At 65.0% G+C, this 18,093-nt stretch carries 22 protein-coding genes; 13 read left to right on the top strand and 9 right to left on the bottom strand.

Annotated features, from left to right (window positions below):
- Window positions 1-120: 120 nt before the first annotated feature.
- From IV112_RS16410 to IV112_RS16380, 7 genes are read left to right on the top strand one after another with little or no spacing between them, the layout of a single operon-like run.
- Entirely contained in the window at window positions 121-720 is a 600-nt protein-coding gene (locus IV112_RS16410; RefSeq protein ID WP_003098890.1) for a PilL N-terminal domain-containing protein, read from the top strand.
- The gene (locus tag IV112_RS16405; protein ID WP_003098888.1) at window positions 717-1,361 is read left to right on the top strand and encodes a hypothetical protein; all 645 of its coding nucleotides are present in this window, start codon (window positions 717-719) and stop codon (window positions 1,359-1,361) included. Before IV112_RS16410 ends, IV112_RS16405 begins: the two co-directional genes overlap by 4 nt.
- Window positions 1,362-1,373: 12 nt before the next feature.
- The gene (locus IV112_RS16400) at window positions 1,374-2,111 is read left to right on the top strand and encodes a TIGR03759 family integrating conjugative element protein (RefSeq protein ID WP_003098886.1); all 738 of its coding nucleotides are present in this window, start codon (window positions 1,374-1,376) and stop codon (window positions 2,109-2,111) included.
- 2 nt (window positions 2,112-2,113) lie between these two features.
- Window positions 2,114-2,683 (top strand): transglycosylase SLT domain-containing protein, encoded by a 570-nt coding sequence (locus IV112_RS16395; protein ID WP_003050289.1) that lies wholly within the window; start codon window positions 2,114-2,116, stop codon window positions 2,681-2,683.
- Complete coding sequence (locus tag IV112_RS16390; RefSeq protein WP_003109779.1) at window positions 2,680-3,228, top strand: integrating conjugative element protein; 549 nt, start codon at window positions 2,680-2,682, stop codon at window positions 3,226-3,228. The genes IV112_RS16395 and IV112_RS16390 overlap by 4 nt, the downstream gene beginning before the upstream one ends.
- A gap of 4 nt (window positions 3,229-3,232) precedes the next feature.
- The gene (traD, locus tag IV112_RS16385) at window positions 3,233-5,422 is read left to right on the top strand and encodes a type IV conjugative transfer system coupling protein TraD (protein ID WP_004350569.1); all 2,190 of its coding nucleotides are present in this window, start codon (window positions 3,233-3,235) and stop codon (window positions 5,420-5,422) included.
- Window positions 5,419-6,168 carry a TIGR03747 family integrating conjugative element membrane protein gene (locus tag IV112_RS16380; protein ID WP_304005186.1) on the top strand — a complete coding sequence of 250 codons (750 nt, stop codon included), beginning with the start codon at window positions 5,419-5,421 and terminating at the stop codon, window positions 6,166-6,168. The genes traD and IV112_RS16380 overlap by 4 nt, the downstream gene beginning before the upstream one ends.
- Window positions 6,169-6,411: 243 nt before the next feature.
- On the opposite strand, the gene IV112_RS16375 is transcribed toward IV112_RS16380, so the two are convergent.
- The 9 genes from IV112_RS16375 to IV112_RS16335 all read right to left on the bottom strand — a co-directional run bounded on the left by IV112_RS16375 (window position 6,412) and on the right by IV112_RS16335 (window position 14,843).
- Window positions 6,412-7,431 (bottom strand): IS110 family transposase, encoded by a 1,020-nt coding sequence (locus IV112_RS16375; RefSeq protein WP_304005183.1) that lies wholly within the window; start codon window positions 7,429-7,431, stop codon window positions 6,412-6,414.
- A 173-nt stretch (window positions 7,432-7,604) separates the two neighbouring features.
- Complete coding sequence (locus IV112_RS16370) at window positions 7,605-10,172, bottom strand: AAA family ATPase (protein WP_425505335.1); 2,568 nt, start codon at window positions 10,170-10,172, stop codon at window positions 7,605-7,607.
- Between the two features lie 66 nt (window positions 10,173-10,238).
- Complete coding sequence (gene nucC / locus IV112_RS16365) at window positions 10,239-10,964, bottom strand: CBASS effector endonuclease NucC (protein WP_003050273.1); 726 nt, start codon at window positions 10,962-10,964, stop codon at window positions 10,239-10,241.
- Between the two features lie 38 nt (window positions 10,965-11,002).
- Window positions 11,003-11,905 (bottom strand): CBASS oligonucleotide cyclase, encoded by a 903-nt coding sequence (locus IV112_RS16360; protein WP_003153640.1) that lies wholly within the window; start codon window positions 11,903-11,905, stop codon window positions 11,003-11,005.
- Entirely contained in the window at window positions 11,905-12,405 is a 501-nt protein-coding gene (gene cap7, locus IV112_RS16355; protein WP_003090159.1) for a type III CBASS phage resistance system CD-NTase-associated protein Cap7, read from the bottom strand. The genes IV112_RS16360 and cap7 overlap by 1 nt, the downstream gene beginning before the upstream one ends.
- A complete protein-coding gene (gene cap8 / locus IV112_RS16350; protein WP_003153638.1) occupies window positions 12,402-12,872 on the bottom strand; it encodes a type III CBASS phage resistance system CD-NTase-associated protein Cap8 in 471 nt (156 codons plus the stop codon). The genes cap7 and cap8 overlap by 4 nt, the downstream gene beginning before the upstream one ends.
- Entirely contained in the window at window positions 12,869-13,783 is a 915-nt protein-coding gene (gene cap6 / locus IV112_RS16345; protein ID WP_003050256.1) for a CBASS system CD-NTase-associated protein Cap6, read from the bottom strand. Before cap6 ends, cap8 begins: the two co-directional genes overlap by 4 nt.
- A 17-nt stretch (window positions 13,784-13,800) precedes the next feature.
- Entirely contained in the window at window positions 13,801-14,376 is a 576-nt protein-coding gene (locus IV112_RS16340) for a PIN domain-containing protein (protein WP_003153636.1), read from the bottom strand.
- On the bottom strand, window positions 14,373-14,843 hold the full coding sequence (locus IV112_RS16335) for a helix-turn-helix domain-containing protein (RefSeq protein ID WP_003050245.1): 471 nt from the start codon (window positions 14,841-14,843) through the stop codon (window positions 14,373-14,375). The genes IV112_RS16340 and IV112_RS16335 overlap by 4 nt, the downstream gene beginning before the upstream one ends.
- A 203-nt stretch (window positions 14,844-15,046) precedes the next feature.
- Between IV112_RS16335 and IV112_RS16330 the strand changes: the two genes are divergently transcribed.
- The 6 genes from IV112_RS16330 (at window position 15,047) to IV112_RS16305 (ending at window position 18,062) form a co-directional block, all read left to right on the top strand.
- The gene (locus IV112_RS16330) at window positions 15,047-15,430 is read left to right on the top strand and encodes an RAQPRD family integrative conjugative element protein (protein ID WP_003090167.1); all 384 of its coding nucleotides are present in this window, start codon (window positions 15,047-15,049) and stop codon (window positions 15,428-15,430) included.
- Complete coding sequence (locus tag IV112_RS16325) at window positions 15,427-15,660, top strand: TIGR03758 family integrating conjugative element protein (protein ID WP_003821106.1); 234 nt, start codon at window positions 15,427-15,429, stop codon at window positions 15,658-15,660. The genes IV112_RS16330 and IV112_RS16325 overlap by 4 nt, the downstream gene beginning before the upstream one ends.
- A gap of 61 nt (window positions 15,661-15,721) precedes the next feature.
- Window positions 15,722-16,036 (top strand): TIGR03745 family integrating conjugative element membrane protein, encoded by a 315-nt coding sequence (locus IV112_RS16320; protein WP_425279593.1) that lies wholly within the window; start codon window positions 15,722-15,724, stop codon window positions 16,034-16,036.
- Between the two features lie 12 nt (window positions 16,037-16,048).
- Window positions 16,049-16,459: a TIGR03750 family conjugal transfer protein gene (locus IV112_RS16315; protein ID WP_003821108.1), complete on the top strand. Its 411-nt coding sequence runs from the start codon at window positions 16,049-16,051 to the stop codon at window positions 16,457-16,459.
- Window positions 16,456-17,148 (top strand): PFL_4703 family integrating conjugative element protein, encoded by a 693-nt coding sequence (locus IV112_RS16310; RefSeq protein WP_003821110.1) that lies wholly within the window; start codon window positions 16,456-16,458, stop codon window positions 17,146-17,148. The genes IV112_RS16315 and IV112_RS16310 overlap by 4 nt, the downstream gene beginning before the upstream one ends.
- Complete coding sequence (locus tag IV112_RS16305) at window positions 17,145-18,062, top strand: TIGR03749 family integrating conjugative element protein (RefSeq protein WP_003821112.1); 918 nt, start codon at window positions 17,145-17,147, stop codon at window positions 18,060-18,062. The genes IV112_RS16310 and IV112_RS16305 overlap by 4 nt, the downstream gene beginning before the upstream one ends.
- The last annotated feature ends 31 nt before the right edge of the window (window positions 18,063-18,093 follow it).

The raw sequence follows: 18,093 nt of genomic DNA, 5'->3' as shown, positions 1-18,093 counted from the left end.
CTTCGGGGCCGTTTTTTTTGCCGCTCCCGGTAAATCGGACGCTGCCTGGTTCGCATTGTTTGCTGCCGCTCGCGGCCTGAGCGGCGATGGTGAGGGCTGGATGTTTCAGGACGCCGAGCTATGTGCCCCTCTCCACCGTGGTTTCACTATCCCGAACGCCGCCTTCTGGCGGGATTTCTCGGCCTGCTGTGGTCGGTGCTGGCCGGTGGCTGCGCGACGACGACTGCGCCGGTCGCGCCCGACACCATCGCGGAAGTCTTGGCCGCGCCTGAACCCGAGGCTTCCGAGTACATCCCGGTCGTGCGCTACGCCCGCTACACACTGGTCGAACTGGCACCCATGGCGGCGCAGCGCGACCTGTTGTTGCAGACCATCGACGTGTCCATGCCCGAGGATGCCCGCGCCACGGTCGGGGATGGGCTTCGGCACGTGCTCAAACGCAGCGGCTATGGCCTGTGCCAGACCGCGCATGCCGTGATCGAGCTGTACGCGCTGCCGTTGCCGGCGGTACACCTGCACCTCGGCCCCATGACCTTGCGCGATGCGCTGCTCACGCTGGCTGGCCCGGCCTGGGAACTGCACGCGGATGACCGCGCACGGCAAATCTGCTTCGAGCGGCCCGGCGATCGCGCGGTCGCCGAGTCCCCATCCGAGCCACCCGCCACCGAGGCGGTGCAGACGTTCCCGCTGGCACCCATGGTTTCGGGAGGCCAGCCATGAACGCCCCGCAACCTGCCCAGCGATCGACCGCCGCCGTGGTGGTGCAGAGCCTGATGTGGCTCTGGTTGATCTTCCTCAGCGTCTTGGCGGCCCTGGGCTACCAGGCCCTCAGCGACCAGGCCGACCAGGAGCGGCTGGATTCCCGCCTGCAACGCCTGGAAGCGCAGGCAACTGGCTTGGCCGAGACGATCGAGGCCATCCAGCAGCGCCCGGCCGTCGCGACGGACGCTGACCTCAAAGACACCCGCCAGATTCTGGAAGCACGCGCGGCCCAGGTCGAGAAATCTCTCAGTGGCTACGCAGCGGCCGACGACCTCCAGGCGCTGCGCGCGGAGGTCGAGCAGATCAAGGCGCGCCAAGCCGCCGCGCGTGCCACCGCACCCGCCCAGCGGCGCGCATCGCGCACGTCCGCCGCCTCCAAGACCGAGCTGCCGCCGCTGCCATTCCGCGTCGTCGGCGCCGAACTGCGCGCCGGCCAGCGCAGCGTGTCCGTCGCGCCGAGCATCGGGGACTTCACGCCCGCCCAACTTCAGGTGCTGCTGCCCGGGGATGCGGTCGGCCCGTGGCGCCTGCAGGCGATCGAGGGCAACACCGCAGTGTTCCAGGCCGGCAACCAGACCCGCCGCGTGGCGATTCCCTGACCGGAGCACCCCATGAAGCCGTCGATCCTCCTTTTCGCGGTCCTGGTGGCGTCGTCGCAATGGCCCGCCTGGGCGCAGCAGCCCGCAACGACCTCGGCGCGCAACGCACAGAGCCAGGAGCGCCCGCTGGCCGCCCGCGTGCTGGACGACCGGGTGGCAACCGAATGGGGCTTGCAGCCACAAGAATGGGCACGCTACCGCGAGCTGATGGATGGGCCGCTGGGTATCTACTCGCCCAACCTGGACCCGCTGTCCGCCCTGGGCATCGAAGCTCGCACGGACGAAGAACGGCGCCGCTATGCGGAACTGCAGGTGCAGGTGGAAGCGCGCCGCGTCGAGAAGCTGCTCGCCTACCAGCGCGCCTACGACGAGGCCTGGCAGCGCCTGAATCCGGGGATGCAGCGCGTGAACCTGCCCGACGACAAGCCGGGCGCCGGCCCATCCAGCAGTCCCTTGCGCGGCAGCGGCCGCATGGCGGTGTTCGTCAAGGACGGCTGCGCAGCCTGCGGACAGCTCGTGCAGCGCCTGCAATCCTCGGGCGCGGAGTTCGACCTGTACATGGTGGGCAGCCGCCAGGATGACGCGCGCATCCGCGACTGGGCCAAGCGCGCGCAGATCGACCCGGCGCGCGTGCGCGCCGGCAGCATCACGCTCAACCACGACGGCGGCCGCTGGCTGTCACTGGGCCTGCCCGGCGATCTGCCCGCCGCCGTGCGCGAAGTGAACGGCCAATGGCAGCGCCAGCCGTAGCCATGCCCCTGCGCGCACTGGTGCTCACTGCCGGCCTGTATGCCGTTGCCGCCCTGGCCCAGGAGGTTCCGCCACCGGCTTACCAGCTTGCCGCCCAGCGCGCAGGCATCCCCTCGACCGTGCTCTACGCCGTGGCCTTGCAGGAGAGCGGCATCCGGCGCAACGGGCGCCTGGTGCCGTGGCCGTGGTCCCTCAACGTCGCCGGCCAGTCGCGCCGCTTCGCCACGCGCGCCGACGCCTGCGCTGGCCTGCAGCAGGCGATGCGCGCCACGCCGCACACGCGCATTGATGCGGGCCTGGGCCAGATCAACCTCGGCTACCACAAGCACCGCTTTACCGGCGCGTGCGACCTGCTGGATCCGTATCGCAACCTGGCCGTTGCCGCCGAGATCCTGAAGGAGCAGCACACCCCCGGCGAGGACTGGCTGCTGGCGATCGGCCGCTACCACCGCCCCGCAGGCGGCGAGCCCGCCGCCCGCTATCGGCGCAGCGTGTCGCGCCACCTTGCCCGCGTGCAGGGCACGCGACCAGCCGCCGCGGTCCTCGCGGCGCGCCAGGAGACCTCCCCATGACGAAACCCCATCCCGCCCATCTCGCGTTCACGGGCCTACTCATGCTGCTGTCAGGCCTGCCGCTGGCCTCGCGTGCCGGCGAGCCACTGATCGTTGTCGAGGACCGTGGCGGCACGTCGGCATTGCCGTACTACGAAGCCCTGAATCTCCAGCCGCGCGCCAACGCACCGGCGCGGCCGTCCATCCCGACGCCCCAGGTTCCTGCCACACGGGCGGACGAAGCCGCGATGCTGCCGGTGCGCAGCGCCAAGCTCACGCCCGGCACCGTCGCGCGACGGGTGATCGAAGCGCCCGGCCTGCGGCCGTTCGTGGTCATCGGCGACGACGAGGCTTCCCGGGCCTGGTTGCAGCGCCGCGCCGCCGCTTTGCGCGAACGTGGCGCGGTCGGCCTGGTCGTCAACGTCGAGACCGCGCAGGGCCTGGCGCGGCTGCGCGCCCTGGTGCCGGGCGTGCCGCTCGCGCCCGTGGCCGGCGACGACCTGGCCGATCGCCTGGGCCTGCGGCACTACCCGGCGCTGATCACGGCCACCGGCATCGAGCAATGAAGCCATGTCGGGCAAACAGCCGGTCGAGGTTCTGCTACGCCCAGCGGTGGAGCTATACACCGTCGCGGCGTGTGCAGGCGCCGCGTTTCTGTGCCTGGTGGCCCCATGGTCGCTCGCGCTGAGCCCGGCCATGGGCATCGGCAGCGCCTTGGCGTTCGGCGCCTACGGCGCGATCCGCTACCGCGATGCCCGCATCATCCTGCGCTACCGGCGCAACATCCGCCGTCTGCCGCGTTACGTGATGACCAGCAAGGACGTGCCGGTCAGCCAGCAGCGCCTATTCGTGGGGCGCGGCTTTCTCTGGGAGCAGAAGCACACGCATCGGCTGATGCAGACGTACCGGCCCGAGTTCCGCCGCTACGTCGAGCCGACGCCGGCCTACCGGCTGACCAGGCGCCTGGAGGAACGGCTGGAGTTCGCGCCATTGCCGCTCTCGCGCCTGCCGAAGCTCACCGGCTGGGACGCGCCTTTCAACCCCGTGCGCCCGTTGCCGCCTGTCGGCGGCCTGCCAAGGCTGCACGGCATCGAGCCCGACGAAGTGGACGTCAGCCTGCCGCTGGGCGAGCGCGTCGGGCACTCGCTGGTGCTGGGCACCACGCGGGTGGGCAAGACGCGCCTGGCCGAGTTGTTCGTCACGCAGGACATCCGTCGCAGGAATGCTGCCGGCGAGCATGAGGTCGTCATCGTCATCGACCCCAAGGGGGATGCCGATCTCTTGAAACGGATGTACGTCGAAGCCCAGCGCGCTGGCCGCGAAGGCGAGTTCTACATCTTCCACTTGGGCTGGCCGGAAATCAGCGCCCGCTACAACGCCGTGGGCCGCTTCGGTCGGATCTCGGAAGTGGCGACACGCATCGCGGGGCAGCTCTCCGGCGAAGGCAACAGCGCGGCGTTCCGCGAGTTCGCATGGCGCTTCGTGAACATCATCGCCCGCGCCCTGGTGGAACTGGGGCAGCGCCCGGACTACATGCTGATCCAGCGCCACGTCATCAACATCGACGCGCTGTTCATTGAGTACGCCCAGCACTACTTTGCCAAGACGGAGCCCAAGGCCTGGGAGGTGATCGTCCAGATCGAGGCCAAGCTCAACGAGAAGAACATCCCAAGGAACATGATCGGGCGCGAGAAGCGTGTGGTGGCGCTGGAGCAATACCTCTCCCAGGCGCGCAACTACGACCCTGTGCTCGATGGCCTGCGCTCGGCGGTGCGCTACGACAAGACCTACTTCGACAAGATCGTTGCATCGCTGCTGCCGCTGCTGGAAAAGCTCACGAGCGGCAAGATCGCCCAGCTCCTGGCGCCGAACTACTCCGACCTGGCCGACCCGCGCCCGATCTTCGACTGGATGCAGGTGATCAGGAAGCGCGCCGTCGTCTATGTCGGCTTGGACGCGCTGTCCGATGCGGAGGTCGCCGCAGCGGTCGGCAACTCGATGTTCAGCGATCTCGTCTCGGTGGCTGGGCACATCTACAAGCACGGAATCGACGATGGCCTGCCGGGCGCATCGGCTGGTGCGCGCGTGCCGATCAACGTGCATGCGGACGAGTTCAATGAATTGATGGGTGACGAGTTCATTCCGCTCATCAACAAGGGCGGTGGCGCGGGCCTGCAAGTCACCGCCTACACGCAAACGCTTTCGGACATCGAGGCCCGCATCGGCAACCGCGCGAAGGCCGGCCAAGTGATCGGGAATTTCAACAATTTATTCATGTTGCGCGTGCGCGAGACGGCCACCGCGGAACTGCTGACGAGGCAGTTGCCGAAGGTCGAGGTCTATACGACCACCATCGTCTCGGGCGCGACGGACAGCTCAGACATCCGCGGCGCGACGGACTTCACGTCGAACACCCAGGACCGCATCAGCATGGCCAGCGTGCCGATGATCGAGCCGTCACACGTCGTCGGTCTGCCCAAGGGCCAATGCTTCGCGCTGCTGCAGGGCGGCCAGCTTTGGAAGGTGCGCATGCCGCTTCCGGCGCCAGACCCCGATGAAGTGATGCCGACGGACTTGCAGCAACTGGCCGGGTATATGCGCCAGAGCTACAGCGAGGCCACGCAGTGGTGGGAGTTCACCAGTTCCGCAGCCTTGCCGCATGCAGCCTTGCCCGACGACCTGCTGGATGACGCCGCTCCAGCCGAGCCTGACGCGGTGGCCACCGGCGCCGACGACAGCACCGGCGAGGCCGCACCATGAAGGATGCCGCCTCGACCGCGCAGCGGGAGCAGAACCAGCGCCAGGGGCTGATCGTCGGCACCATCACCTTGCCGTTCCGGCTGCTCGGGGTGCTCATCGGCTCGCTGCTGTTCTCGATCGTGGTGGAGTGCGTCGGCATGCACCTGTTCTGGAAGGACCAGGGCTGGCGCCACTCCCAGCAGATGCTGCAGTACGAACTCGGGCACCTGTCCAACCACTTCACGCGCAGCGTGGTGGTGCAGGAGCCCGGGCGCACGGCGCACGAGCTGGTGGATACCGGGTACGAGTGGGTGTTCGTGCGCTCGGGGTTGCTGGAGCGCATGAGCCAGACCGCCGAGCGCGCCCGCGCGGCCAGCCACGGGCAGAGCCGCAACTTCCGCTACTACATCAGCCAAGTCTATGTCTGGGCCGAAAGCTACCTGATCGCTGCGGCCTTCACGACGCTCACCTTCCTGGTGCGCCTGCTGGTCCTGGTACTCACGCTGCCGCTGATCCTCACTGCAGCATTCGTCGGCCTGATCGACGGCCTGGTGCGACGGGATGTGCGCCGGTTCGGCGCGGGCCGCGAATCCGGCTTCATCTACCACCGCGCGAAGGCCAGCCTGATGCCGTTGGCCGTGCTGCCTTGGGTCACCTATCTCGCACTGCCCATAGCGGTGCATCCTCTGGTCATCCTGCTGCCCAGCGCGGCGTTGCTGGGGATGGCAGTCAGCCTGACCGCAGGCAGCTTCAAGAAGTATATATGAGCGCCTCCCTTTGCCAAGCAATCGTAGCGATGACGAACAGGATCGATTGCAGCTATATATCCGGCCTTGACGTGGTGAGTCCGTCCGCCACGGGCCCTAATGGAATCCGCTGACCCACACCTCATTACCTCTGCGAACTCAAGGTTCAATACTTCTTTCAGGTTTGGTGAGTCCCGGTCTGACCTGTTTTGCCATTACGTACGTTGCCTGTGCAACCTTCCTGCGTTCAACTCCCGATATCGTTCAAGCAGTCTTCACACACACATGTTCGCTGTCGTACGGCTGTCCATGAGCCAGCACAGCCCAGATTGTCCGTGCCATCTTGTTTGCCAAAGCCACCGCAACTACGTTGATCGGCTTTCGTTCTCTGAGCTGCGTTACCCACGCACTAGGCTTTTTGGCATGCAGCAAGACACTATGGGCGCCATTGACCAACAGTGTCCGCAGATATCGGTCGCCGCGCTTGCTGATCCCATGCAGGTTGATCTTGCCACCAGAGCCGACCTGTCGAGGCGCCAAGCCCGCCCATGCTGCAAACTCACGAGCGGAGCGGAATGCGGAGGCGTCGCCCATTGATGCCACTGCCGCCGTTGCGGTCAATAGCCCAACGCCAGGGATCTCGCTGATAGCTTTGACGGCCGGGTTGTTCTTGCTCAGTTCCCGTATCCGTCGTTCTAGAGCATCAATCCTCTGATTTACCGTGTCGATCTCGCTGAACTGCTCACGCAGGCTGTCGATCAACACGGTGGGTAACCGTTCCGTTAGCCGGGCGAGTATCTCGGGCATTGCCTTTGCAAGGCTCGCTGCGCCAGTTCCCATCACTTCGCCATACTCGGCCAACAGGCCGCGCAAGGCATTGGTCTGCATCAGCCTGAACTTCATCAGTTGCGAGCGCATGCGATGCAACGCCAGCATGGCTTGCTGCATCTCGGTCTTCACCGCCACGGCTTTGCTTGGCTGCTGAACCGCCCGCCATATTGCGTGGGCGTCGGCCATGTCGTTCTTGTTGCGGATATTGAAAGCCTTTACGAATTCGCCTGGCATCAGCTTCACTTCGTGCCCCATGGCCATGAGCCGCCTCGCCCAATGATGGGCGCCGCCGCTAGCTTCCATGCCGACCAGGCACGGTGTGCGATTAGCGAAGAACTCCAAGAACTTGGCCCGCTTGATGGCCTTGTTCACGACCTCTCCGGTTTCTTCGTCTACGTAATGAACCTGAATGATGCTCTTAGCGATATCGACACCGACTGGCATGGGCTTCATGTCCGCTCCTTGGGCTGAGTTCACAAATACCTGCGTAGTGGTTGAAGTTTCGCACTTTGATGCGAGCGAACCACAACACAACCCCCGCTTCCGTCGCGTGCGGGGTGGGAGGCGCTCATACCATTACTTATGAGGTGACACGGGCGGCACTGCTCTGCAAAGCCGTGTGCCGTTCATCGGTTCTGCAGGGTATCAAGAGCAGCATCCAACGCCGTAACCGCCTCGACGACCGTTCTTACCGTCGCCCGATCGAACTCATGATCGCGCTGAGCGTCGTGCACACCGCTATTGAGGTAACCCCATTCAATACTCGTACCGCTGACATTGAGCAGCCTGACCAACGCCCCTACGGCATCCGGCGCACCCGCATGTTGCGCCGCGATACGCTCGACGGCCGACCGCAACTTGGTGCATTTATTGTTCAGCTCCCAAGGCGCGCGGGGCCCGCTCAGCTTGATGTCGATCCGGCCGTCCGCCCGCCGACCCAGCCACGTCCACAGGCGGTCCGTCAGACTCTCCAGCGCCGGCCGGGCCTGGCGCAGTGCCTCGCGTTTCTCGTCAGCCGCCAACGCCTGCTGGGCCAGAAGAACATAGTTCTTCGCTGGCGGGTCGCTGTCGACCCGCAGTTCGTGCTCTCCCTGATGCGGGAGAAACTTGTAGCGCTTGATGGCCGCGGCGCGGCGCACGCCCAACTCCTGCTGGATGCGGTGCAGGAACTCCTCTGCGTGCGAGGTGAGGATAACCTGCTTGCCGTGGAGCAAACCGTCCTCGAAGAAGGTACGCCAGATGCCATCGCGATGGTCGTCGTCTATCGCATTGACGACGTCATCGAAGATGACCACGGGGCAGCCCTGCGCGAGGTTCTTGGCAAGCAGAATCGCCAGACCCAAGCATTTGATGTGCCCTTCGCTGAAGACGATCAACGCGTCGTAGCGCACGCCCGGCTCGCCGGCGAACTCCACCTCGATCTTGCCGTTCTCGGCCACGGGCAACCACAGCGCGTGCAGCAGATCGCCGGGCGGATCGGCCCGGTTGAATGCGTTGTAGAGATGGCGGGCTTGGTCTCCCAGCCCCTGTAGCAGAACCCCCGGCAGAGCGGTCAGGTATGCCTGAATCTCGGGTAGGAAGCCGTCGTAGGCGGCCTTGACCCGCTGATGGTGCACCACCACCGGCATTTCGTCCGTGGCCGCCTGGATCAGGCCGCGGTTCGCGTCGTCGAATTGGGCCACGGTTTGGCGGGCGGCCGCCAGCTCCTGATCCGCAGTCGTGCGCATGGTCCGCAGCCGTTCGATCTCCAGCTGATGCTGTTGCAGGCGGTCCCGCTCCTGGGCCATCGCGCCGCGCTGGGCATGCACGTCGCGCGCCTGCGCGTCGAAGCCTTCGATGATCTGTGCGATCCGTAAGAGGGCTTGCCAGGCGCGCTGGTCCCCATTCACCCAGCCGCCGAGCCAATTGCCCGCCGACGTGGGAGGCAGCAGTGGCAGGCCCGCGGCCTGCGATTCGGCAGGACAAGCGACCCCAGCCGCCGCCACCACGCGGCGCATTTCGTCCCACAGCGCTCGGACCGCCTCGCTCAACTGCGTCCGATGCCCGGCCTCTTGCTGCTGCAGGACGGCCAGTTGCGCGAGCTGCTCCAGGCCCATTCGCGCCCTGGCGAACGGGTCCTGTGCCACAGCGGCCAGTCCGGTTCCACATGCCGGACACGCGGTCGCCCCGTCCGCCAACGCTTGCACGGCCTCGTAGAGCTTCGCGTACGACACCTCGCCCGCGCGGGCCGCGAGTTGCGCGGAAGACGCTTGCCACAGTCCCTGGACGCGGTAGGCCTCTGCCAGCAACGCTTGCAGGCGGGCCTGGGTCACCTCGTGAATGGCAGGCGGGTTGGCGTCCAGCTGAGCCTGGACATACGGTAGCCGTCCTTGCTGCTGCGGCGTACCCAGCAGCCAGTCCACGCAGGCTTGATAGGTCGCGCCAGGTGACATGCGCTGCGCCAAAGCTTGTTCCAGGCCCTCGACCGCTGCGATCTTCTGCGGGTAGGCGGCGATGGTCTGTTCGGAGTTCGCCAACCGCAGGCGACGCTGCGCCAGCTGCGCCGCCTGCACGCCGGCAAGCATCAGGTCCTGATCGAGCGAGGGGTTGAAGCCGCGCACGAACTCGCTGAACTGGTCCACGCCGAACAGGGTGGCGATGAGCTGGCGCTGATCGCTCGGGGTCCGCGCGGCGATTCGGGCGAAATCGTCGAGGCGGTTCTTCTCGATGAAGCAGAAGCGATACTCAGCTTCGTCGGGCTGGACGGCCTGCGCTTCGCCTGCCGCCGTAGACGACAGGACTGGCGCGACGTGGCGGCGCAGGCGAGCGTTGTTGCAGTACGTCCGCTGGTCGACCCGCTTGGCCTGCGCTTCGCTGATCGAACCGAGCATCGCCACTTCCAAGGCTTCGCAGAAGCTGCTCTTGCCGGTGCCGTTGGCACCGTAGACCAAGGTGATGTCATGGCTGAGGTCGAACGTCTCCTGCCGCATGAATCCTCGAAACGGCCCGACTTCGAGCTGGTGCAGTCGCCCGAGCGCCGGCCCGTTTTCGGGGCCGCGCGCGTCCCCGTCGTAGGCGACAGGCATCTGCGCCAGATGCGCGATGGCCAGCGGCGCCAAGCGCGTGGAGCGCCCCCGGCGTGCAGCACCGACCTCGGCCAGTGGCTGCAGGTGATCGAGCACCAGGTGCGCCAGCCGGCGCACGTCGTCGTGCACGTGCCGCTGCGCCAAGTGCGCCAGGAACCGGTGGTACTCCGAACGTATGCTTGCCACAGCGCCCCCTCACTTGGTCAACCACTGACCGTAAGCCTCCACATCGATCATGGGGACCGTTCCACTGAACTGAAGCTGCGCGATCAGCTTGAAAAGAAACGCGGTCGCCGGCTTGTTTTCGTTGGTGTAGCTGTACGCGCCGCTGGCTTGGTCATAGAAAAAGTGCCCGTGGGCGGCAACGCATCCGATGTCCAGACGCCCCTCGGTGAGGTTTGCGTTCAGCGCCTTGTCCATGGATGGACCCAATGCAGGACTCCATTCGCTCTCGAAGGTGAGCAAGCCACCCAGAATCGGAATCAACGGCTTCGCTGGGTAGGTCCCGCCAGCGTGCGGGATCGGCAGGCTCGTGCGGTGCAGCCTGCGCACACTGGCGACCTTCTCCTGGGCATAGGCCACAAGCCCCGCGTCAGCCGTCTGCTTGGCCTCGAAAACGGCGTACACGCTTTCGGCTGGAATGATCGTCTCGTTCTCGTAGGTGAAGATAAAAGGCGAATATTGCCGATCAAACACCACCACATCGATCTGCTGGCTGAAGTTCCCCAGGCTGTCCACCACATGCGCCTTGGCCGCCTGGTACCGTTTGGGCAGATAGGTATCCAGCATGTCGATCCAGACGTTCTCGCTCGCATCCCCCTTCGTACCCGGGTGACCGAAGGTCTTGCGTACTACGGACAAGCGCTGCTGGATGTCCTCATGCAGGGACGACAGGAGCTGGGAAAGCGACCACTGGGACATGCTGTACCTCGATGGGACGTGTATGGAAGCCGATGGAATCAGGACAGTGGGAACTTGGGGCCAAACAGTGCGCGCCAGGCGCGAAGCGCTTCGATATTGCGACCACGACGCGCGTGGTCGATGGCGATGCTTGCGTCTTGGCTCGCCTGGAACAGCAGCTGCTGCGCGCGCTGCTTGCGCGCGGCATCCATATCGTTGCTGATCGCCGGGCCAAGTCCGGCGGGATCCGGCCACTCGTCATGAACTCGATCGGCAAGCGTGGCAAAGAACGACTGGATCTCGCGATCGAACGATCCTCCCCAGCCGCCGTAAAGACACTCAAGGGCCATTACCTCGATCAGGAACGAGGGCTTCACCGGCTTCAGATCGCCGTGCTTGGGATTGTTGTTCCAGTACTTCACCATGCGCACGAGACCTTTCCACTCATTGCCATAGGCTTGGTGCGCTGCGGTCGCCTTGTCCTTATGGATCTCCGGGTCCGTCTTGATCCACTTTCCGGACGCCGTATCGGGGATCTCATACTGGTCGCCGGTATCGAATGCGGGCACCGCATCCACGCTGACCACCCGGTAGTCCGTGTTGTCCTCCGCGTCGATGTGAACACCGAAATCCACGTTGATCGAGCGCGCCTGTTTGCGCACGGCCGCCGAACCGTATTTCTCCACCAATGCAGAGTGGAAATCATCCAGCACTACCGATGCGGCCTTGCCGTGGTAATGCTTCTCCGAGTCCTTCAGCACGAAGAAGATGTCGATATCCTTGAGCGGCTTCGTCTTCGTGTATCGAGCATAGGAACCGGTCAGGAAGCTGCGCGCAATGCCGAACTTGGTCTGCAGGTAGTCCCGCACTTCGTTCTGGCGTTGCGAGGCATTCTTCTGTTCGCGTTCGTTGAGTTCCAGACGCGACTTGAACTTGCGAAAAGCTTCATCGATCGACAGCATCAGCGTTGCCTCCAATATCCGGCCTGACCCGCCAGGCCGCTGTGTTCGACAGTCGAGCCTAGGCTCTGCTTGACCATTCCATCCGTCGAGCGATAACTTCCTTTGCTCCATCCCTCCACATCAGGTCGCCCTGGCTTTGTATCGAGCATTAACTTGTACTTGGCCTGCGATGGCAGCAGCCCAGCTTTCTTGATCGCGTACTTCAACTGCTCGGTATCTGTCCAGAAGCTGCCGTCGCCATCGGACCACCCATACACGATGTCGATATCCCATCGGGTCACGAGCTTGTCGGTTGCCGGGTTGTAGATCTCCAGAATCACCTTGCGCAGATCACCGGTCCCGAGCCACGTCTTGATGGCTCGGGTATTGCTCTCCCAGCGATCCGCAAAGTGCTCAGGGTCCAGCCCACTGAGCAGGATGATGTCTTTCAAGCTCTTGAGGATGTTGTCGGTCACATAGGTAACCGAGTGCGTGTACGAGTAGGTGGCGACGGTGCTCATGACTTGAGGAAACCTCCGAGGTCGAGCGACAGCGCTTGCCCAGCATCGGCCTGCGCCTGCGTGGCAATTCCTTGGCTCAAGTCCCGTGCAATGATGCGAGAACTGTGCTTTTTGAGCGCGCTTTGCACCCAGCCGAGCTGCTCCTTCGGACACGGCAGCGAGACTCCCCAGTCTCCCTTCAACGGCTCGAACCCCAAGACTTCTTCGTTGGCATCATCACCATAGATCGCGTCTTCGTCGAAGAGGCAGTAGATCCTGGTCCGTGGTCCATCGCATGTCGCAACGATGGGCGCGCTCTTGGGTGCCTGGTCGGCGATCAAGCTGGCGGCCACGCCCGTCACGGCCCTGAGTTCAGAGCGAGCCGTGCCGTCCTTGCCCTGAGTGAGCAGTTCGACAATGGCATCCCATGTCTGCAACGCATCGCGGTGCGGCGAGCTGCGAAACGTCCGGCTGACAACGGTGGTCATTTTTGCTTCCCTCCTTGAAGGCGCATTTGCTTTGCCTGTCGTATCGCACTGCGCAAGTGCTCTACGGAAAGCTTGTTCGGATCGATAGCCACTTGCGGGTCGGCCGCGAGGGCGTTGGCTACGACCTTGCGAATGGCCCGACCATCCAATCCGACGCACTCGCCAGCGCACGCGTCGAACTGGTGAGCCGAGGAAAGCTTGCCAATCCCCGGAAATGTCTTTGCCAGGCCATTCAGGCAGTCCACTAGGATCTGCTTGCAGGCATCCTTGCCGGGCAGTGGCACCTCCATCACCATGTCGCAACGAGATAGGAAGGCACTGTCGACGGCCTGTGGGAAGTTGCTGGTGGCCACGAACAGCAGATGCGGGTTGCGTTCGGCCAACATGTCCAACTGCACCAACACCGCGTCGGTGGCCCGGTGCACATCAACCGGGTTGGCTTCCAGGCTGAGCTTCGCTCGATCAGCCGCAAGCGTTTCGACCTCGTCCAGAAGGACGATCGTCGGGCCCGCCGCTGCGGATTCTGCGATCGATTGCGAGAACAGGTCTGCCACGGCGCGTTGAGTCTTTCCCATTGCAGAGCTCGTCAGCGTGTGAGGCTCCACTTCCAGCAATCGAAACTTCGCAGAAGAAAAAGATTCGGCCACACGATGCGCCAAGCCCCGTGCCAAGGAGGTCTTCCCAGTCCCCGGCGGGCCGACCAACAAGATCACGCCGTGCAGGGGGAGTACCGTGCGCTCCACCTTGGGGCGCACCGTGAAGTTGACGATCGCTTGTGACAGCAACTGTTTTTTGATGGCTTCGTCCATCACGATCGAATCCCACAAGTCACCCAGCGACTTATCCGGCAGCTTCCAGCTTCGATGGATGCCTTTCGGCAAAGTGGCGTCTGATGAAGGATTCTTGGTCATCCGTGGCTCTCGGCGGGTCAGAGAATGGTGCGATAGGTCGCCAGCACCTTGGTCGTTTGCACAAGGCCTTGGCGCAGCAGGATTTCGAGATAGCGGTCCACATCGATCGGCGGATGCTTGAGTTGGGCACGCTGGCGCTGCGCAGCCGACACTACGGCGGCCGCATCCAGATCCAGCAGGTTGTCCACAAACTCATCGGGGTGCTGCGATTCGATGCCGTACGGAGCCAGCAGATCGTTCGGGAAATCACGTTCGTTGAACGTCACAATCACGCTCGCACCGCAGCGAATCGCCGCAGCCAGGACGTGCCGATCGTTCGGATCGGGTAATGTCAGGCCTGCCACGAGCGCTTCGTAGCCCTCCACCAAGCCGTCCGGAATGGCCCTGTCCATGAGATCCGACGTCCTGTCGACCTGAACCCGGGTGAGATCGGGGCGGTTGATCAACAGATTGCGTTTCCACTCCTCATGAATGGCTTGGCTCCACCGCGCCCGGAAGCGGCCAGACAGGCCGAGCCACATCAGGAAATCCCGCAGTGGCGCGGGATATAGAACGCACGCGTCGTAGACGGCGGTGAATGGGGAATGCCTCATTCGTATCCCATTCCCAACTCTTGCGACTGCTGAGCGAGTTCGGCCATCGCCTGCTCACTGGCGCGCTCGCGCGCTTCCTTGTACTGCATCAGATCGGCGAACCTCACCCTGCGGTGCTTGCCGGTGCGATGAAATGCCAACACCCCATCTTCTAGCAGCTTGACGAAATGGGGACGGGACACGTTGAGCAAGTCCGCCGCCTCTTGGGTCGTCAGCTCTGCATGGACGGGCACCACCTTTACTGCATTGCCATCGGCCAACTCGGCCAGGATGTCGACCAGCAGGCGTAAAGCCGAGGTAGGCAGTTCCACCTGATGAGCCTGTTTGTGGTCATCAAAGATCTGGATGTGCTGCGTCTCGAACTGGGTTGCGAGGTAAGCCGCCAAGGCACGTTGACCCTGGACGGCTGCCTTAACCTCTCCCGCGGCGGGAAGGGTCATCTTGGATTGGGCAGTGGCGGTGGTCATGGGTAGCTCCTAAGCGAAAACGGTTGCAGAGCCGATCATATTCGAAACACTCGAAAAACGCAATAATCGAAACTCCACCCGGGCTTTTGTAGGTTCGCTCGCGGTATGCCCAATCCGGTCGTCCGCCAGTTCCTATTGTTTGCGGCCTAAAACAGCCCTGATCTCCACGATCACCCCATTGCTGATCACACAGGAATGGCGCGATGGTGGCTTCGATCTGGCTGCGCGCCGCGCATCGCGGCGTGCCCACTTTTCTCGTGACGGCCCTCCTGCTGGGTCAGTCCCAGATGGCCTTGGCCGAGTCTCCGGCACAGCGCCAGGAGCTGGTCGCCGCACTGCGCCAGCTCGACGCGCTGGAGCGCACCGTCGCGGACAGCGCCGCGCATGCCCCCATCCAGCCGGGCGAGCGCTACCACTTCGACTACCCGCGGCTGCTGGCTGACCTGGCGCGCGTTCGCGCCGGCATCCAGTTTCACCTGACGCCATCGCGCGCTCAGCCGCGCGACCCCTCCGAACTGGCCGGCGACTACCGCACCGAGCGGGCGGCCGAGCCGCTGCCGGCGACGACTGCGGGGGGCAAGCAATGAACGGCGCCCAGGTCTCGGCATTTCAAGCCAACAGCGGCATCGCGCCTTCGGCGATGGCGACCGTCCTGGTCGGCGCCGTGTTCGCGGTGCTCCTCGTCTGGGGCGTCTGGGCCATCCGAACGGCCTACGTGGGGTGGTCCGAGAGCCGCCTCAACCAGCGCCAGTTCCTCGGCGTCTGCATCCGCTTCGTCGCGATGTACCTCGTCCTGAGCTTCTTCCTCCTCTCCTGACCTGAAAGGCACGACCATGCAAAACCGCATCCTCCATTCCCGCCTTGCCCAGCGCGCCGCTGTGGCACTGGGCTCCGCCGCGCTGCCCGCGCTGTCGTTCGCGCAAGGCTTGCCGCAGTTGGAAAACCCGACCCGCGGCACCGGCAACGGCATCATGGAAACGATCAGGAACTACGGCTACGACATCATCATGCTCGTAGCCCTCCTGGTCGTGGCGTCGATGTTCATCGGCGTCTGCTACCACGCCTACGGCACCTACGCGGAAATCCACACCGGCCGCAAGACCTGGGGCCAGTTTGGCCTCACCGTCGCGATCGGTGCCGTGCTGCTCGTGATCGGCATCTGGCTGCTCACCGAAGCCACCGGCATCCTGTAAGGCGAGGCCGGTATGTCCGAGCAGCAGCACGTCCGTGCGGACGGGACGGTCACGTTCCTTCCGCATCGGCTCAACCGCCACCCTGTTGTCGTGCGCGGCCTCACCGCCGACGAACTGTGGATCTGCTGCGGCCTGTCCGGCGCCGCCGGCCTGCTGGTCGGCGCGCCGCTGTCCTGGGTGTTCCGCACGATCGCCATCGCGCCGACGTTCGTCGTCCTGGGCGTGGCCCTGGGCGTCTTCATCGGCGGCGGCATCCTGCGCCGGCTCAAGCGCGGGCGCCCCGACACCTGGCTGTACCGGCAACTGCAATGGCGCATCGCCACGCGCCATCCACTGATGGCGGGATGGGTAGGCGGCCACGTGCTGATCTCGCGCTCCGGCTTCTGGTCCACCCGAAGGTCCGTTGCAAGGGGGGCACGATGAGCCGCTTCAAGAACGAGATCACCCACCTGCAGGCGCACATCAAGACGCTTCGCCTGGGTGCTGGTGCGCTGGTCATCGTCGCCCTGGTCATGGGCGGTGGCTGGTGGAGCGCGCCGCGCGACCTGACCATCCACGTCCCGCCCGACCTGCGCTCGGGCAGTACCCGCAAGTGGTGGGAAGTGCCGCCCGAATCGGTCTATGCGTTCACGTTCTACGTGTTCCAGACCCTCAACCGCTGGCCGACGAACGGCGAAGAGGACTATCCGCGCAACCTCCACACGCTCTCGCCGTACCTTACCCCGTCCTGCCAGGCCTTCCTGCGCGCGGACTACGACTACCGCCGTTCCACGGGCGAGCTGCGCCAGCGCGTGCGCGGGATTTATGAGATCCCCGGCCGCGGCTACGGCGACGACCCCACGGCGCGCGTGCGCGTGGTCTCCGACCGCGACTGGGTGGTGACGCTCGACATCACCGCCGACGAGTACTACGGCGCCGAGCAGGTCAAGCGCGCGCTCGTGCGCTACCCGGTGAAGGTCACGCGGGTGGACGTCGATCCCGCCCGCAACCCCTTCGGCCTGGCGCTGGACTGCTACGACGGCGCGCCCCAGCGCATCAGCGCACCGGAGCCGACTCGCCCGGCACCTGGCGGCCTGTCTCCGCAAGCGCCCCAAGGAGGAAACACCCCATGAAGCATCCTGTACTCGTGCTGCTGGGGCTGCTGGCCGTGGCCGCGGCACCCGTCTCCCATGCTGTGGAGATTCTGCGGTGGGAACGCATGCCGCTGGCGGTGCCGCTGAAGGTCGGCCAGGAGCGCATCGTGTTCATCGACCGGAACGTCCGCGTGGGCGTGCCCGCAGGCGTGGGCGAACGCCTGCGCGTGCAGAGCGCAGGTGGCGCGGTGTACCTGCGCGCCAGCGAGCCGATCGAGCCCACGCGGCTGCAATTGCAGGACGCCGACACGGGCGCGCTGATCCTGCTCGACATTGCGGCCGAGCCGCCCAAAGACGGCGAAGCCGAGCTGGAGCCGGTGCGCATCGTCGAGGGCAGCAGCACCCCTGCGCGCTACGGCGATCAGCCAGGCGGTGCCGATGAGGCCCCGGCACGCGCCCAGGACCAAGCAGGTACGCGGGCGACCCGGCGCGAAACCCCGGTTCCGGTCGTCCTGACGCGCTTCGCCGCGCAGAACCTCTACGCGCCGCTGCGCACTGTGGAGTCGCTGCCTGGCGTCATGCGGGTGAACCTGCGCCGTGACCTCGACCTCGGCACGCTGATGCCGACGCTGCCGGTGCGCGCGGTCGCGCTCGCGTCGTGGCGTCTGGAAGACCAGTGGGTCACGGCCGTGCGCCTGACCAACAGCAGCAGCGGCTGGGTCACGCTCGACCCGCGCGTGCTGCAAGGCGATTTCCTCACCGCCACCTTCCAGCACGAAGCGCTCGGACCGCGCGGGACGCCCGAGGACACGACCGTCCTGTACCTGGTGACGCGCGGGCACGGCCTCGCGCAATCGCTGCTGCCGGCGATCCACCGCTTCGACCCGGCCGTGCATCTGCCGCAGCGGGAAGCTGAAGCCGACGATGGCAAGGAGGCCCGCCATGCGCAGTAACGGCTTGCTCAAGTGGCTGATGATCCCGGTC

It is taken from the genome of Methyloversatilis discipulorum, from assembly GCF_018780585.1.
Classification (GTDB): Bacteria; Pseudomonadota; Gammaproteobacteria; order Burkholderiales; family Rhodocyclaceae; genus Methyloversatilis; species Methyloversatilis discipulorum_B.
This window is presented reverse-complemented; position numbering and strand designations above follow the sequence as displayed.

Coding starts and splice junctions, on each gene's coding strand:
- IV112_RS16410 (WP_003098890.1), top strand. CDS start 121: ATGTGCCCCTCTCCACCGTGGTTTCACTATCCCGAACGCCGCCTTCTG.
- IV112_RS16405 (WP_003098888.1), top strand. CDS start 717: ATGAACGCCCCGCAACCTGCCCAGCGATCGACCGCCGCCGTGGTGGTG.
- IV112_RS16400 (WP_003098886.1), top strand. CDS start 1,374: ATGAAGCCGTCGATCCTCCTTTTCGCGGTCCTGGTGGCGTCGTCGCAA.
- IV112_RS16395 (WP_003050289.1), top strand. CDS start 2,114: ATGCCCCTGCGCGCACTGGTGCTCACTGCCGGCCTGTATGCCGTTGCC.
- IV112_RS16390 (WP_003109779.1), top strand. CDS start 2,680: ATGACGAAACCCCATCCCGCCCATCTCGCGTTCACGGGCCTACTCATG.
- traD (WP_004350569.1), top strand. CDS start 3,233: ATGTCGGGCAAACAGCCGGTCGAGGTTCTGCTACGCCCAGCGGTGGAG.
- IV112_RS16380 (WP_304005186.1), top strand. CDS start 5,419: ATGAAGGATGCCGCCTCGACCGCGCAGCGGGAGCAGAACCAGCGCCAG.
- IV112_RS16375 (WP_304005183.1), bottom strand. CDS start 7,431: ATGAAGCCCATGCCAGTCGGTGTCGATATCGCTAAGAGCATCATTCAG.
- nucC (WP_003050273.1), bottom strand. CDS start 10,964: ATGTCCCAGTGGTCGCTTTCCCAGCTCCTGTCGTCCCTGCATGAGGAC.
- IV112_RS16360 (WP_003153640.1), bottom strand. CDS start 11,905: ATGCTGTCGATCGATGAAGCTTTTCGCAAGTTCAAGTCGCGTCTGGAA.
- cap7 (WP_003090159.1), bottom strand. CDS start 12,405: ATGAGCACCGTCGCCACCTACTCGTACACGCACTCGGTTACCTATGTG.
- cap8 (WP_003153638.1), bottom strand. CDS start 12,872: ATGACCACCGTTGTCAGCCGGACGTTTCGCAGCTCGCCGCACCGCGAT.
- cap6 (WP_003050256.1), bottom strand. CDS start 13,783: ATGACCAAGAATCCTTCATCAGACGCCACTTTGCCGAAAGGCATCCAT.
- IV112_RS16340 (WP_003153636.1), bottom strand. CDS start 14,376: ATGAGGCATTCCCCATTCACCGCCGTCTACGACGCGTGCGTTCTATAT.
- IV112_RS16335 (WP_003050245.1), bottom strand. CDS start 14,843: ATGACCACCGCCACTGCCCAATCCAAGATGACCCTTCCCGCCGCGGGA.
- IV112_RS16330 (WP_003090167.1), top strand. CDS start 15,047: ATGGTGGCTTCGATCTGGCTGCGCGCCGCGCATCGCGGCGTGCCCACT.
- IV112_RS16325 (WP_003821106.1), top strand. CDS start 15,427: ATGAACGGCGCCCAGGTCTCGGCATTTCAAGCCAACAGCGGCATCGCG.
- IV112_RS16315 (WP_003821108.1), top strand. CDS start 16,049: ATGTCCGAGCAGCAGCACGTCCGTGCGGACGGGACGGTCACGTTCCTT.
- IV112_RS16310 (WP_003821110.1), top strand. CDS start 16,456: ATGAGCCGCTTCAAGAACGAGATCACCCACCTGCAGGCGCACATCAAG.
- IV112_RS16305 (WP_003821112.1), top strand. CDS start 17,145: ATGAAGCATCCTGTACTCGTGCTGCTGGGGCTGCTGGCCGTGGCCGCG.